Genomic DNA, 15527 nt, shown 5'->3' with positions numbered 1-15527 from the left:
TGTAATGGGTTGTCGCTCAACAGCAAAAAGCCCGGTGCTGTGGCCGGGCCTTGTCACAAGGTCGGTGATGCTTTTTACCGCTTGCGTTTGTTCCAGAACTGCTGCGATATCTCATTCAGGTCTTTTGATAAATTGACCACAGCCGAAACACTGGAGTGGTTGTTTTCACCATACGCCACATTGTCATTGGCTGCATCACGAATGCAGTTCACGCCCCGATGTATGTTGCTGCTCATCACGCCTTGCTGCTCGGCAGCAGCGGCAATTTGTACGTTCATTTCGCTGATTTCATTAACTTTCCGTCCAATGCTTTTCAGTGCCAATGCCGCTTTCTCCGCATCCCCGACACAGCCATTGGCTTGCGTACTGCTTTGCGTCATAGCTGTGACAGCGGTACGGGTTCGGTGCTGCAAGCCTTCAATCATTTGCTGAATATCTGCTGTGGATTGCTGGGTGCGACCAGCCAGACTTCGGACTTCATCAGCTACCACAGCAAAGCCCCGGCCTTGTTCACCTGCTCTTGCTGCCTCAATCGCCGCATTTAAAGCCAGTAAGTTGGTTTGCTCCGCAACACCCTGAATTACCTCCAGCACTCCGGAAATCTCGACACTCTGTTTTTCCAACTCGTGGATGACTTGCGTTGCCTTGCCAAGCTCCAACTCCAATTGCTTGATCGAACTTCGAGCAATCTCCACCAACCGTTCACCCTGAGCCGTTTCTTTATTCGCCTCTTCAGCTGCGCTGGCAGCAACTTGAGCACTGGTTACTACTTGTTGAATACTGGCAGCCATTTGTGTCACAGCCTCAGCCATTTGATCCGTTTCACTTTGCTGCGCGGCACTGGCTTTGTTGCCAGCCATGACCTGCTGCAATGAGCTTCGGGTATGGGTAGTCAGCTTGTCAGACGCATCATTAATACGTCCAACCACGGCACCGGTTTCTGCCTGCAACATCCGTAAAGCAAATTCTACCTCACCCAATTCATCCATACGATTGGTATAGAGTTTCTGACTAAGCGGGTTATTAGCAATACCGCTGGCCATTGCCTGCAATTTTTTTAACGGACTTAACCAATGGTGTACTGAGATCGCAATCAAAGCCAGCGGCAGGGCAAAAGCACTGAACAGCTGCAACCAGAAACTACTCATTGCAAAGCTGACAACTTGCCCAAGTGTCAAAGCAAAAACAGAGCACAGCAACAGCTTGGTTCGAATCGACCACCTGTTTTGGGCTGGCACCGCTTTGCCGGACTTCAACCCGGCATAGCACTGCTCTGCCCTGTGAATAGCTTCTTGGCTGGCTTTGGTCCGCACAGACTGAATTTCAGTGATCTCTCCATTTTTTGTAATGGGAGTGACATAAGCACTGACCCAGTAATAATCGCCATTTTTGCAGCGATTCTTCACCAAGCCCATCCAGGAATTCCCGGATTTAACGGTGGACCACATATACTTAAAGGCTGCTTCCGGCATATCGGGATGACGCACCATATTATGCGGCTGCCCAAGCAGCTCTTCCTCGGTAAAACCACTGATCTGGATAAAGTCCGAGTTCACATAGGTGATTCGGCTATCTGGTTGGGTGGTCGACAAAATATTGGAGGCATCACTCAAGTGCACCTCTTGGTTGGTCACAGGTAAATTATTTCTCATGGAGCAAACTCAAGGCGGCTAAAAGCCAATGGTAGGAAACGCTAATGCGGTAATGCACTCAACGTTTGTATGGTTCATGACTGAACTTGGGCGGAGAATATTTGAACAATAATCCAGAATACAACGAAATAAATCGATTAAGATAATCCATTTTATCGATAATGAGCAGCCATAAGGCCTGGCGAATAAATCACCAAATTACAGCCAGTCAAAAAGAAAAACCCGGCGCACTGGCGCCGGGTTTTCCAAGGTCAGACGAGGTCTGAGTGCATCACATCATGCCACCCATGCCGCCCATACCACCCATGCCGCCCATATCCGGGGCTGCTGGCTCATCCTTAGGGATTTCAGTCACCATAGCCTCGGTGGTGATCATCAAAGAGCCGACAGAAGCAGCGAACTGCAGTGCAGAACGGGTTACTTTGGTTGGGTCCAGGATACCCATTTCCAGCATGTCGCCGTAGGTCTCGTTGGCAGCGTTGTAACCGTAGTTGCCAGAGCCATCTTTCACTTTGTTGACGACCACAGACGGTTCTTCACCGGCGTTGGCGACGATTTGACGCAGTGGCGCTTCCATCGCACGCAGGGCGATTTTAATGCCGTGGTTCTGATCTTCGTTTTCCGCTGTCAGGGCGCTCAGTTTGGCCGCAACACGGACCAGAGCAACACCACCGCCAGGGACCACGCCTTCTTCAACGGCGGCACGGGTTGCGTGCAGCGCGTCTTCAACGCGGGCTTTTTTCTCTTTCATTTCGATTTCAGTGGACGCACCGACTTTGATCACGGCAACACCACCCGCCAGCTTGGCCAGGCGCTCTTGCAGTTTTTCTTTGTCGTAATCTGAGGTCGCTTCTTCGATTTGCTGACGGATTTGCTTCACGCGGCCAGCAATGGCGTCTTCGTCACCGGCACCATCAATGATGGTGGTGTTGTCTTTGGTGATCACCACACGCTTGGCTGTGCCCAAGTCTTCCAGCGTGGCTTTTTCCAGCTCCAGACCAATTTCTTCAGAGATCACAGTACCGTTGGTCAGTACAGCGATGTCCTGCAGCATGGCTTTACGACGGTCACCAAAGCCTGGCGCTTTGACCGCAGCCACTTTGACGATGCCGCGCATGTTGTTGACAACCAGAGTTGCCAGCGCTTCGCCTTCAACATCTTCAGCGATGATCAACAACGGCTTGCCTGCTTTGGCCACACCTTCCAGCACCGGCAACAGCTCACGGATGTTGGAGATTTTCTTATCCACATTCAGGATGAACGGGCTGTCCAACTCGACCTGGCCGGCTTCCTGATTGTTGATGAAGTAAGGCGACAGGTAGCCACGGTCAAACTGCATGCCTTCAACCACATCCAGCTCGTTGGCCAGCGCCTGACCTTCTTCAACCGTGATGACGCCTTCTTTGCCCACTTTGTCCATCGCGTCGGCGATGATCTGACCGATTTCAGCATCGGAGTTGGCAGAGATGGTACCGACCTGAGCGACTGACTTGCTGTCAGCACAAGGTTGAGACAGATTTTTCAACTCTGCAACGGCTTCAACCACAGCTTTGTCGATACCGCGCTTCAGATCCATCGGGTTCATGCCCGCAGCGACGGCTTTGACACCTTCGTTGATGATGCTTTGCGCCAGCACAGTGGCTGTGGTGGTGCCGTCACCGGCTTCGTCGTTGGCTTTAGAAGCAACTTCTTTCACCATCTGGGCGCCCATGTTTTCGAACTTGTCTTCCAGCTCGATTTCTTTGGCGACAGAAACACCATCTTTGGTGATCAAAGGCGCACCAAAGGACTTATCCAGGATCACATTGCGGCCTTTCGGGCCCAGAGTCACACGAACGGCGTTGGCCAGGATGTTGACACCTTTCAGCATTTTATTGCGAGCATCATCGCCAAAACGAACTTCTTTTGCTGCCATTTTTCAATTCCTTCCTCAATTAAACTGTTGGTTACGACGGGGGCACTGCTTATTCAGTGATCACGCCCAGAATGCTGTCTTCTTTTACGATGACGTATTCTTCACCATCAATTTTCTCGGTGCGCTCAACATAGGCACCAAACAAAACTTTGTCTCCGACCTGAACATCCAATGGACGAACTTCACCATTCTCCAGAATACGGCCTTTGCCAACCGCAACCACTTCGCCACGGGTTGACTTTTCTGCGGCGGAGCCGGTCAGCACGATGCCGCCAGCTGATTTGGTTTCAGCTTCCAGACGTTTGATGATGACACGATCATGTAAAGGACGAATATTCATGCTCTATCTCCTAAAGCGAGTTTGCGTTTTAACATGGGTTGTTAAAAAGGGTTGCGCTCTATATGGGGTAAGCAAAAACTGAATCCAAGGGGGCCTGGAAATTTTTTTTTGCCAATTTTGCTAATGGTGGCCTCTGGCTGGTATTGTATCGCTTCGAACCAGACCAGAAGCATCTTGTTGGCGTATGCTCTGGCAGTGACCATGCAAACCGTGAAGTAGGATCCGATGTTAAGAGCTTTATTAAGTTGTGTAGCGCTGCTTTGGCTGACGCTGCTTCCCGTCCAGGCGCAGGACAGCATTCTGGCCAGCCTGACCGGCGAGTCGTCCCGTTTTTTACCGGTTGATGATGCCTTTGTGTTTGATTTTCGTCAGAACGACGACGAGCTGATGCTCAGCTGGACCATCGCCGACGGTTACTACCTGTACAAAGAGCAGTTTCAGTTTGCCGGCATCGCCGTCAGCTTCTCGCATCCGACCTACCCGGCCGCCATGACCATTGAAGATGAATTCTTCGGCGTCACCGATGTCTACTACCACCAGGTTATTTTGCGCTTGCCGTTATCCGACATTGGTGAAGACGCAGAGCTGAGGATCCGTTACCAGGGCTGTGCCGAAGCAGGCTTTTGCTACCCTCCGACCACCAAGACAGTGCCGTTAAGCCCGACTGGAGCGACTGGTGCAGCAGAGCCGATTGCTGCGGGCGGTGCTGGTACGGCACCGGTTTCCAGCCAGAATACTCTGGCCGAGCGCTTAGCCGGCTCTGGTTTTTTGCTGACGCTGGGGGTGTTTTTCCTGCTGGGGCTGGGGCTGGCCTTTACCCCTTGCGTCTTTCCAATGTACCCGATTTTATCCAGCATCATCGTCGGCCAGGGCAAGGATTTATCCAATAAAAAAGCCTTTACCCTGTCCTTTGCCTATGTCCAGGGCATGGCGCTGACCTATGCCCTGCTTGGCCTAGTGATTGCCAGCCTGGGGGTTCGTTTTCAGGCCATGCTGCAACACCCGGCCATTCTGCTGGTCGTGAGCCTGCTGTTTGTGTTACTGGCGCTGGCGATGTTTGGTGCGCTGAATTTTAGTCTACCCAGCGCCTGGCAAGCCAAAGTAGCAGCCATCAGCAACAAGCAACAACGAGGCTCCAGCAAAGGCGCCTTTGTGATGGGCAGCCTGTCGGGGCTGATTGCCTCACCCTGCACCACGGCGCCGTTAACGGCGGCATTAATTTATGTAGCACAAAGCGGCGACTTGCTGCGCGGGGCCATTACCCTCTATGTGCTCAGCTTGGGCATGGGCTTGCCACTGCTGCTTCTGGGCAGCTCGGGGGCCAAGTTGTTGCCCAAAGCCGGTCAGTGGATGTACGCGGTGAAAAACATCTTCGGCTTTTTGCTGCTGGCGGTGCCGGTCTGGTTATTGGATCGTTTTGTGCCCGGCTGGGTAACCCTGCTGCTCGGTAGCTTGCTGGCGCTGAGTGCCGCCTACTACCTGCATTATGTGTCGCAGCAGCTGAGCAATGCCAAAGCCCGCAGCGCGCTCTGGTTGCCGGCCCAACTGCTGGTGATCCTGACCGTGCTGATCAATGTGCAGCTGCTCTGGCCGCAATCCTCTGGCACTGTTGCAGCGCAAACGACAGCAGGCCAACAGCTGCCCGGCCAGTTCCGCTTACTGGCCGATCAGGCCGAGCTGGAGCAGGCGCTGGCCGAAGCCAAAGCCAATGGCCAGCATGTGGTGCTGGATTTCTACGCCGAGTGGTGCGTCGCATGCAAAGAGTTTGAGCTGCTGACCTTTCCGTCCGACCAGGTCCAACCCTACTTGCAACAAATGGTGTTGCTGAAAGTGGACGTGACCCGCATGACGCGCGCCGACCAGCAGCTGCTCGACCGTTATCAGGTGCTGGGCCTACCCACCCTGTTGTTCTTCGATGCCGAAGGCAAGGAGCTGACGCAGTCGCGGGTGACCGGCTTTATGGCAGCCCGGCCTTTCGGCCGGCACCTGGCCGCCATTCTGGACTAAAGCCTCGTCTTCAAGCGCTAAGCCCCAAGACAGCACACTGGTCTTTTCCTGCTGATTAGACCAGTATTTTGCTGCCATTTGTCACGATTTCACTATAATAAGCCGTTAAATCGAAACCAAGCGCACGTTTTGACCATCGAAAGCTTCAGGCTGCTGTTTATTCTGGCAGCTTCAGGCATAATGGAAACAACAAACGTGAACGTGCAGGATATGTGCAGCTTATGGTGAATAAAACCCGGATTTTGTTGTTAAATGGTCCAAACCTGAACATGCTGGGGGTACGGGAGCCTGAGGTCTATGGCCGGCAAACCCTGGCTGAGCTGGTGGCGCAACTGGACGCCTTTGCCCAGACACAACAGGCAGAGCTCAGTCACTTTCAGAGCAATGCCGAGCATGCGCTGATTGACCGTATTCACCAAAGCTTGGGCCAGGTTGACTTTATCATCATCAACCCCGGCGCCTTCACCCACACCAGCGTTGCGCTGCGTGATGCGCTGCTGGCGGTGGCCATTCCCTGCATCGAAGTACACTTAAGCAATGTGCATGCCCGGGAACCCTTCCGGCAACACTCGTATCTTTCCGACATTGCCAAAGGCGTGATCTGTGGTCTGGGGCCACAGGGCTATCGCTTTGCCATTGAGGCGGCCGTGTCGTACATCGCATCCAATCCATCCACCTAGAATGACAGGTTAAACCTTTATGGACATTAGAAAAATTAAAAAACTGATTGAGCTGGTCGAAGAGTCCGGCATTTCTGAACTTGAAATTACCGAGGGCGAAGAATCCGTTCGCATCAGTCGGCAAAGTACCGCACCGCAACCGCTGCACTATGCGGCAGCACCGGCGCCAGTGGCCGCACCCGCCCCAGCGGCAGCCGCACCAGCAGCGTCTTCAGCGCCTGCAGCAGCACCAGAGCCAAGCGGGCACCAGGTCCGCTCGCCAATGGTCGGCTCTTTCTACCGGGCTCCGTCACCAACCGCCAAGCCCTTTGTTGAAGTGGGTCAAAGCGTCAAAGTCGGCGATACGATCTGCATCGTGGAAGCGATGAAAATGATGAACCAGATCCAGTCCGACAAAGCCGGTGTGGTGAAAGAAATCCTGGTTCAGGACGGTGAGCCGGTAGAGTTTGACCAGCCTCTGGTGATTATCGAATAAGCAAAAGGCCTATCCTATGTTAGAGAAAGTCTTGATTGCCAACCGGGGCGAAATTGCACTGCGCATTCTGCGTGCCTGCAAAGAACTCGGTATCAAGACGGTCGCTGTGCACTCCACGGTTGACCGTAACCTGAAACACGTGCTGCTGGCCGATGAAACCATCTGCATTGGCCCGGCACCTTCGCCAAAGAGCTACCTCAATGTGCCGGCGCTGATTGCCGCTGCCGAAGTGACCAACGCTCAGGCCATCCATCCCGGCTACGGCTTTTTGGCAGAAAATGCCGAGTTCGCCCAGCAAGTGGAAGAAAGTGGCCTGGTCTTTATTGGGCCGCGCCCGGACTCCATTCGGCTGATGGGTGACAAAGTCTCGGCCATTGAAGCGATGAAAAAAGCGGGCGTGCCTTGTGTACCGGGCTCCGACGGCGCTGTCGGCGATGACGCTGCCACCAACAAAGCCATTGCCAACCGCATTGGTTACCCCATTATTGTCAAAGCGGCCGGTGGCGGTGGTGGTCGCGGTATGCGGGTGGTGCGCTCCGAAAGCGAGCTGGTCAGCTCCATCGAGATGACCAAAGCCGAGGCCAAAGCGGCTTTTGGCAACGACATGGTCTACATGGAAAAATTTTTGGAAAACCCACGCCATGTGGAAGTGCAGGTGCTGGCCGATGGCCAAGGCCATGCCATTCACCTGGGCGAGCGTGACTGCTCGATGCAGCGTCGGCACCAGAAGGTGGTCGAAGAAGCACCGGCTCCGGGCATCAATCAGGAGCTGCGTGACTTTATCGGCGGCCGTTGTGTCGAAGCCTGCAAGGTAATGAATTACCGCGGCGCCGGTACCTTTGAGTTCCTGTTTGAAAACGGCGAGTTCTTCTTTATTGAAATGAACACCCGTATTCAGGTTGAGCACCCGGTCACAGAAATGATCACCGGGGTCGATCTGATCAAAGAGCAACTGCGCATTGCCTCCGGTTTGCCGCTCAGCATCAAACAAGAAGACATTGTCATTCGTGGCCATGCCATTGAGTGCCGGATCAATGCCGAAGATCCTTCAACCTTTATTCCTTCACCGGGCACCATCACCCGCTTCCACCCGCCGGGTGGTCTGGGCGTCCGCTGGGACTCGCATATTTATGCCGATTACACCGTGCCACCAAACTACGACTCGATGGTTGGCAAGTTGATCACCTATGGGGATAGCCGCGAGGTGGCCATTGCCCGGATGCGCAATGCCCTGGCGGAGCTGCTGGTTGGCGGTATTAAAACCAACATCCCGCTGCACAAAGACATAATGAATGACGCAGGCTTTTGTGCCGGCGGTACCAACATTCATTACCTGGAAAAGAAACTCGGTTTATAAGCCGGGCACTCACTCCTTTTGAAACAGGCTCTGCGGAGCCTGTTTTGTTTTTAAGTGCAGGCTTTTTTCCGCTTTTTGGTTGCGGGTGATAGAATACCGTTTTTAGCACAACGCCGAGACCCCTCATGCCCTGGATCCAACTTCGCATTCAAACCACCGAACACCATGCCGAGCAAGTCAGTGACATGTTGATTGGTTGGGGCGCTCAGGCCGTGACCTTTATTGACAGCAAAGATACCCCGATTTACGAACCTTTGCCCGGTGAGGTGCTGTACTGGCAAGACACCACGGTGATGGGGCTGTTTGAAGCCGATCACCCGATGCAGCAGGTGCTGACCCACCTAAAACAAACCAGCCTGTTTAAACAGGGCCTGTCCTACAAGCTGGAGCAGCTGGAAGACAAAGACTGGGAGCGGGAATGGATGGACAATTTTCATCCTATCCAGTTTGGCGAGCGGCTCTGGGTCTGCCCCAGTTGGCGCGACATTCCGGATCCCAGCGCCATCAACGTGCTGCTGGATCCGGGCATTGCCTTTGGCACCGGCACCCACCCGACCACCGCCCTGTGCATGCAGTGGCTGGATGCACAGATCCGCCCCGAGCAAACCGTGGTCGACTTTGGCTGCGGCTCCGGCATTCTGGCCATTGCTGCTTTAAAGCTGGGGGCGAAGCGGGTGGTCGGCATTGACATCGACCCGCAGGCCATTCAGGCCAGCCTGGCCAATGCCGAGCGCAATGGCGTGGCCGATAAACTGGAGCTGTACCTGCCGAAAGACCAGCCCAGCTTAAGCGCCGATGTGGTGGTGGCCAATATTCTGGCCGGCCCGCTGACGGAGCTGAATGGCATCATCGCCGACTATGTGCGCCCCGGCGGCAACCTGGTGATGTCGGGCATTTTACCGCAGCAGGCCGAACAGGTGATGGCAGCTTACCGCGACCGTTTTGACTTTGACCCTGTGGTTGAACTGGATGAATGGGTCCGATTGAGCGCCATCAAACACCAAGCGTAAACAGACACCCGACCGAATCACCGCTCAATGGCCACAAAACAGCGGCCAAAGAGCTGGTCAGCACCAAGCATTTAATGTTATGTTATAACAAATCATAACCTGACTATGGAGATTTGTTGTGCGTACATCCACCTCTTTCCCGCTGGCGGCTGGTCTGGCTTTGGCCAGTGGCTTGTTACTTACCGGTTGCAACGACAGCCATACCTATTTGGACACCGTTGCCGATGACTCTCATGACCATGGGCATGATCACGGCCACGATCATGGCCATGATCACGACCACCACAGCACCGAAGGGGGCCGGCTGATCATCACAGCGGCGCCACATCACGACGATGAGCATGACCACGATCACAGCCATCATCATGTCTATGTGTTTGACTTGCATGACAACGACATCATTGCCGAACTGGAAACCGAGCATGAAGTCTCCCAACTTTTCGCCAGCCCCGGTTTTCGCTTTGCGTTGCTGAACCAACGTAGCGACAACATCACCCAGCTGCTGGATGGTGGCCAGTGGCAGGAAGATCATGGCGATCACATGCACGACTATGTACAGGCGCCTGCCATGCTGAGCTTTCAACTGGAAGGCCCAGCCCCAACCCACTACGAAGCACACGAGGGTCTGGCGGCTCTGTTTTACGATGGCTACGCCGATCCGCAGCAAAACGCAGCAGTTGCCGTATTTAGCGATCACGACCTGGCCCATGGCCGCATCGGTGCCAGCCTGACACTGGATATCGACCAACACGGCACCGCTGAGGTGCGCGGTGATTACCTGCTCACCACCTACCGGGCAGCAGGTACCGCGACCACCTTACCGACTCAGGTTGAGCTGTACCATCGCCACGATGACCACTACGATTTTGAAATCCGTTTTACCGAGCCTTGCGATCGCTTGCATGGCAGCTTTTCCATTGCAGATTACACCCTGTTTGGCTGTGCCGACGGCGTGCTGCTGGTAGAACAGCGTGGCACCCAGTTTTTAGCCAGTAAAATTGCCAACGATGAAGCCCTGACCGGCCGTATTGGCAGCTTCAGCGGCCACAAGCACCAACATGAAGTTGTTGGCTATGCCGGCCAGGCCATCTGGATCATCGACGCCGTAAACGGCACCATGCGCGAGCTGGACTGGCGTGGAGACTCCGAGGTCACCCGTATCGCCTCCGCAGTCGACGGCCACGGTGAGCACTATGCGGTACTGGACAGCAGCGGCAGCTTGCATGTCTTTGACTGGGATGCCGGTTTTGCGCTGAAAGACAGCTTGGCGCTGATTGAAAGCATCGACAACAACAACCGCCCGCGCATTGCCGTGAATCAGCAAAATGAAACCATTTACCTGACCGATCCGGTCGCGAAAGAATTGGTGATGGTCGACTTGCACAGCCTGACGGTCGAGCGCATTGAGCTGGATTTCGAGCCGGCACTGATCACCTGGTTGGGGGTTGCTGAGCCCGCTGACGATCACCACGATCACTAAAGGGTCCTTACCCTCCCTGTTTCCCGCACCTCTGTTCCTGAGTGTTGGATATTGGCGTCACTTCGCAGTGACGCCTTTTTTCTGCCCAGCCAAAGCCGGTTAAAATTCAGCCAGTTCGATTTTGTCAAGCCACAAAACGGCAATAAAATTGAAAATTGTTTAAATATTAGCCTTTGCAAGGCCAGTAAAAATCCGTAAACTTAGCGCCCCTTACGGGGTATGCGCTGTATGAGCCGGGGGTAACGATGCGGATTGGTCCGTACCAGCTGCCAAACAATGTGATCTGTGCGCCTATGGCCGGCGTGACGGATGTCGCCTTTCGGCAACTGTGCCGTCGCTTTGGTGCCGGACTGGCGGTATCGGAAATGCTGTCAAGCAATCCGCAAGTGTGGCAAAGCGAGAAATCGCAAAAACGCATGACCCATCAGGACGAGTCGGGGATCCGCTCGGTCCAAATTGCTGGCGCCGATCCACAACAAATGGCGGAAGCAGCGCAATACAACGTGGAGCTGGGCGCCGATATCATTGATATCAACATGGGCTGCCCGGCAAAGAAAGTAAATAAAAAACTGGCTGGCTCTGCGCTGTTGCAATACCCATCCTTGGTGGAACAGATCATCCAGGCTGTGGTCCAAGCCGTGTCGGTGCCGGTCACGTTAAAAATCCGTACCGGCTGGCACCCGGACCATCGAAACGGAGTTGAGATTGCCCGTATTGCTGAAGCCAATGGCATTCAGGCGCTGGCGGTTCATGGCAGAACCCGCGCTTGTATGTACAAAGGGAACGCAGAATACGATACAATCCGCGCCATCAAACAGGCCGTCACCTTACCGGTGATTGCCAATGGTGATATCACATCACCGCAAAAAGCCAAAATGGTACTCGATACCACCGGCGCCGATGCCATTATGATTGGCCGCGCAGCGCAGGGACGCCCCTGGATCTTCCGGGAAGTCGTGCACTTCCTGGCCACGGGCCAAGAGTTAGCGCCTCCTGCACTGTCGGAGGTCGAGTCCATTTTGCAAGAGCACGTACAAGGATTGCACCGGCTCTACGGGTCTCATTTGGGGCCACGCATCGCCCGCAAACATGTTGGCTGGTATCTGGCTGAGCATGACGCGGCAGGTGCATTTCGTCGGGAATTCAATGCCATCGAGTCGCCGGAGCGGCAACTTGCGGCATTAACTACGTATTTTCATCAACTAGCAGCAACTTAAGTAAAGAGAATCGCAATGTTTAATGAAACTGTTTCTTCGCCTTTTATCACCAATGCCCATGTGCAGTCTCAGGAAAAACCACAAGCGCTGAGAACCGCTGCTCAAAAAGCCGTTGCGCACTACCTGCAGCAACTGAATGGCCAGGACGTCAATGACCTGTACGAGCTGGTCCTGTCTGAGCTGGAGCGCCCTTTGCTGGAAGAAGTGATGAAGTATACCCGTGGCAACCAGACCCGTGCTGCCAATCTGATGGGTATCAACCGCGGTACGCTGCGGAAAAAGTTAAAACAGTATGGCATGAGCTGATACTGGCGCAGGGGCCCCGCCCCTGCTTAAAAGCACCGCAAGGTGCTTTTTTCGTTTTAATCGCCCCGTTTAAGCAACAGAGAACTCAAGATGACAACCTATCGCCCCATTCGTCGCGCACTGCTGAGTGTGTCGGACAAAACCGGTATTGTTGAATTTGCCCAGGCCCTGCACCAGATGCAGGTCGAAATCCTCTCGACCGGTGGTACTGCCAAGCTGTTGGCCGAACATGGTATCCCGGTGCAGGAAGTTTCCGACTACACCGGGCACCCGGAGATTATGGCCGGCCGGGTCAAAACCCTGCATCCGAAAGTACATGGCGGCATTCTGGCCCGCCGTGGCCAGGACGAAGAGGTGATGGCCGAACATGGCATTGGTGCCATCGATCTGGTGGCGGTTAATCTGTATCCTTTTGCCAAAACCGTGGCCAACAAAGATTGCAGCCTGGACGATGCCATCGAGAACATCGACATCGGCGGCCCAACCATGGTGCGCGCTGCGGCCAAAAACCACAAAGACGTGACCATCATCGTCAATGCCAGCGATTACGATACCGTGCTGACTGAGATGCGCTCGCATCAGGGCGGCACCACCCACTCCACCCGCTTCAGCCTGGCCATTGCGGCCTTTGAGCATACCGCCCAGTACGATGGCATGATTGCCAATTACTTTGGCACCATGCTGCCGGCTTACGACACCCCAGCCGAGCCTGCCAGCCGCTTCCCGCGCACCTTCAACAGCCAGTTTGTCAAAAAGCAGGATCTGCGCTACGGCGAAAACAGCCATCAGCAAGCCGCTTTTTATGTCGACTCAGCTGCCACAGAGGCCTCTGTCGCCACCGCCACCCAGCTGCAGGGCAAGGCGCTGTCCTACAACAACATCGCCGACACCGATGCGGCCCTGGAGTGCGTAAAAGAGTTCAGCGAGCCGGCTTGTGTCATTGTGAAGCACGCCAACCCTTGCGGTGTCGCCATTGGCGACAGCATTCTGGCGGCCTATGAGCGTGCTTATCAGACCGACCCAACCTCGGCTTTTGGTGGCATCATCGCCTTTAACCGCGAGCTGGATGAGACCACCGCCAAAGCCATTATCGAGCGGCAATTTGTCGAAGTGATCATCGCACCGAAAGCCACCGATGCGGCCGTTGCTGTGATTGGCAGCAAGCCCAATGTGCGCTTGCTGGTGTGCGGTGACTTCAGCGCACCAGCTGCAGCGGTGGATATCAAGCAGGTCAATGGCGGTGTCTTGCTGCAAGACCGCGATCAGGCCAGCGTCAGTGCGGATGACCTGAAGGTAGTCAGCAAGCGCCAACCAAGCGAGCAGGAGCTGCGCGATTTACTGTTCTGCTGGAAAGTGGCCAAGTACGTCAAGTCCAACGCCATTGTCTACGTCAAAGACAGCATGACCATTGGCGTGGGCGCCGGCCAGATGAGCCGGGTCTACAGCGCCAAGATCGCTGGTATCAAGGCAGCCGATGAAGGGTTGGAAGTGAAAGGGTCAGTGATGGCCTCGGATGCCTTTTTCCCATTCCGCGATAGCATCGATGCCGCCGCTGCAGCAGGCATCACCGCCGTGATCCAGCCAGGTGGCTCGATGCGCGATGCCGAAGTGATCGCCGCCGCCGATGAGCACGGCATGGCCATGGTCTTTACCGGGGTGCGGCACTTCCGCCACTAACACCAGCTTTTTGGAATCCACGGCAGCCACTGGCTGCCGTTTTTTTTGGCGGCCAGACTGGTCTATAATCAGTGAGCATCGGATAAACAAGGAGCCCCCATGCACCACGAACGTTGGGACTTGCTGATCCAGGGCAAGGTCCAGGGCGTGTTCTACCGCGCCTCCACCGAGCAACAAGCCAAAATGCTGGGGTTAACCGGCTACTGCCAAAACCTGACCGATGGCCGGGTCCAGGTGGTGGCGGAAGGTTTGCCCGATGCGCTGCAGCAATTGCTGGAATGGTGCTGGCAAGGACCGGCCAGAGCCGAGGTCCGTCAGATTGATGTTGAGAAATCAGTGCCCACCGATGAATGGTCCGACTTTCAAATCCGGCGCTAATGGCATGCCCTGCCTTTGTTCGCCTATTTTAAGACGAGAACCCAAAATTCATCCATGATTCAGTCTCAGCGCCTATACTTGCCCTGAATTCAGCAAGCGAGGAACCATGCCATGCGTTCATTACCCATCCCCTTCTTACTGGCCAGCCTGTTGCTGCTCGGCTGCAGCGAGCCCGAAATCGCCGTCAGCACCCAGCCGGATGACACCGTGCAGCTTGCCGATCCAGCCCACAACAGCCGTAATGCGCTGGACTGGGATGGTCGCTACGAAGGCATGCTGCCCTGTGCCGATTGTGAGGGCATTAAAACCCGTTTAACCTTGCAGCAAGATGGCCAATTTATGCTGGAAACTCAGTATCTGGGTAAATCCGACGACTGGTTCCACGAACAGGGCGCCTTTCAGTGGGACAGCAGCGGCCAGATTGTAAAGCTTGAGCGTGAGCGCTCCGGCCCGGCTCAGTTTTTTGTGGGTGAAAATGTGTTGTGGCAGTTGGATATGAGCGGCCAGCGCATCCAGGGTGAGCTGGCCGAGCGCTACCAGCTGATTAAAGTCCCGCCTGCCGAGTTGGCTCAGGCCCCTCTGGCCGGTACTCGTTGGCAACTGGTCGAGCTGATGGGCCAGGCAGTGCCTGCCGACAGCCCGGCGTACATCGTGTTCAGTGGCACAGAGCCCAAAGTTTATGGCAATGCTGGTTGCAACCGCTTTTTTGGCAGCTATGCCCTGGTCAGTGAGCAACAGCGGTTGAGTTTATCCGGCATTGGCATGACGATGATGGCCTGCCCCGAGAGCCCTATCGAGCCGGGCTTTGCCGAAGTTTTGCAGCGCTTTGATAACTTCAACCTGAGCGACGACAGCCTGACGTTGAACCGCGCCCGCATGGCGCCGCTGGCCCGCTTAACGGCGGCCGGTCCGGCCGACGAGTAACGGCACCGGAAAGGATGAATGACAGCGTTGTCATTTGTCCTTTTTTCTGCTACCTTAGCTGCATAAAATTCCGCCGTCTGTTCCAGCACGGTTTGAGTCAGGCCACAGG

General features: G+C 54.9%; 14 protein-coding genes. 11 read left to right on the top strand and 3 right to left on the bottom strand.

Annotated features, from left to right (window positions below):
* Window positions 1–74 precede the first annotated feature (74 nt).
* From Q3O59_RS00720 to Q3O59_RS00710, 3 genes are all read right to left on the bottom strand, one after another.
* Complete coding sequence (locus Q3O59_RS00720; protein WP_305943780.1) at window positions 75–1652, bottom strand: methyl-accepting chemotaxis protein; 1578 nt, start codon at window positions 1650–1652, stop codon at window positions 75–77.
* Between the two features lie 271 nt (window positions 1653–1923).
* Window positions 1924–3567, bottom strand: a complete 1644-nt coding sequence (groL, locus tag Q3O59_RS00715) for a chaperonin GroEL (protein ID WP_228590993.1) — start codon at window positions 3565–3567, stop codon at window positions 1924–1926.
* 49 nt (window positions 3568–3616) lie between these two features.
* Complete coding sequence (locus Q3O59_RS00710) at window positions 3617–3907, bottom strand: co-chaperone GroES (RefSeq protein WP_228590991.1); 291 nt, start codon at window positions 3905–3907, stop codon at window positions 3617–3619.
* 225 nt (window positions 3908–4132) lie between these two features.
* Here Q3O59_RS00710 and Q3O59_RS00705 point away from each other — a divergent pair, with 225 nt between their 5' ends.
* The 11 genes from Q3O59_RS00705 to Q3O59_RS00655 all read left to right on the top strand — a co-directional run bounded on the left by Q3O59_RS00705 (window position 4133) and on the right by Q3O59_RS00655 (window position 15418).
* Window positions 4133–5914, top strand: a complete 1782-nt coding sequence (locus Q3O59_RS00705; RefSeq protein WP_305943779.1) for a protein-disulfide reductase DsbD — start codon at window positions 4133–4135, stop codon at window positions 5912–5914.
* Between the two features lie 221 nt (window positions 5915–6135).
* The gene (aroQ, locus tag Q3O59_RS00700; protein ID WP_228590987.1) at window positions 6136–6594 is read left to right on the top strand and encodes a type II 3-dehydroquinate dehydratase; all 459 of its coding nucleotides are present in this window, start codon (window positions 6136–6138) and stop codon (window positions 6592–6594) included.
* Between the two features lie 19 nt (window positions 6595–6613).
* Window positions 6614–7069: an acetyl-CoA carboxylase biotin carboxyl carrier protein gene (gene accB, locus Q3O59_RS00695; RefSeq protein WP_305943778.1), complete on the top strand. Its 456-nt coding sequence runs from the start codon at window positions 6614–6616 to the stop codon at window positions 7067–7069.
* A 16-nt stretch (window positions 7070–7085) separates the two neighbouring features.
* Window positions 7086–8426 (top strand): acetyl-CoA carboxylase biotin carboxylase subunit, encoded by a 1341-nt coding sequence (gene accC, locus Q3O59_RS00690; protein ID WP_228590983.1) that lies wholly within the window; start codon window positions 7086–7088, stop codon window positions 8424–8426.
* Between the two features lie 125 nt (window positions 8427–8551).
* Window positions 8552–9436: a 50S ribosomal protein L11 methyltransferase gene (prmA, locus tag Q3O59_RS00685; protein WP_305943777.1), complete on the top strand. Its 885-nt coding sequence runs from the start codon at window positions 8552–8554 to the stop codon at window positions 9434–9436.
* 118 nt (window positions 9437–9554) lie between these two features.
* Entirely contained in the window at window positions 9555–10916 is a 1362-nt protein-coding gene (locus Q3O59_RS00680; RefSeq protein WP_305943776.1) for a hypothetical protein, read from the top strand.
* 245 nt (window positions 10917–11161) lie between these two features.
* Window positions 11162–12133 (top strand): tRNA dihydrouridine synthase DusB, encoded by a 972-nt coding sequence (gene dusB, locus Q3O59_RS00675; RefSeq protein ID WP_305943775.1) that lies wholly within the window; start codon window positions 11162–11164, stop codon window positions 12131–12133.
* Window positions 12134–12148: 15 nt separating this feature from the next.
* The gene (gene fis, locus Q3O59_RS00670) at window positions 12149–12439 is read left to right on the top strand and encodes a DNA-binding transcriptional regulator Fis (RefSeq protein ID WP_228590975.1); all 291 of its coding nucleotides are present in this window, start codon (window positions 12149–12151) and stop codon (window positions 12437–12439) included.
* A 90-nt stretch (window positions 12440–12529) separates the two neighbouring features.
* Entirely contained in the window at window positions 12530–14116 is a 1587-nt protein-coding gene (gene purH, locus Q3O59_RS00665; protein ID WP_305943774.1) for a bifunctional phosphoribosylaminoimidazolecarboxamide formyltransferase/IMP cyclohydrolase, read from the top strand.
* A gap of 99 nt (window positions 14117–14215) precedes the next feature.
* The gene (locus tag Q3O59_RS00660; RefSeq protein ID WP_305943773.1) at window positions 14216–14494 is read left to right on the top strand and encodes an acylphosphatase; all 279 of its coding nucleotides are present in this window, start codon (window positions 14216–14218) and stop codon (window positions 14492–14494) included.
* A 111-nt stretch (window positions 14495–14605) separates the two neighbouring features.
* Entirely contained in the window at window positions 14606–15418 is an 813-nt protein-coding gene (locus tag Q3O59_RS00655; RefSeq protein WP_305943772.1) for a copper resistance protein NlpE N-terminal domain-containing protein, read from the top strand.
* Window positions 15419–15527: the final 109 nt, after the last annotated feature.

Source organism: Alkalimonas delamerensis, assembly GCF_030717955.1.
In the GTDB taxonomy this organism is placed as follows: domain Bacteria; phylum Pseudomonadota; class Gammaproteobacteria; order Enterobacterales; family Alteromonadaceae; genus Alkalimonas; species Alkalimonas delamerensis.
Note: the sequence above shows the minus strand (reverse complement) of the source record. Positions and strands in the feature narration are given on the sequence as shown.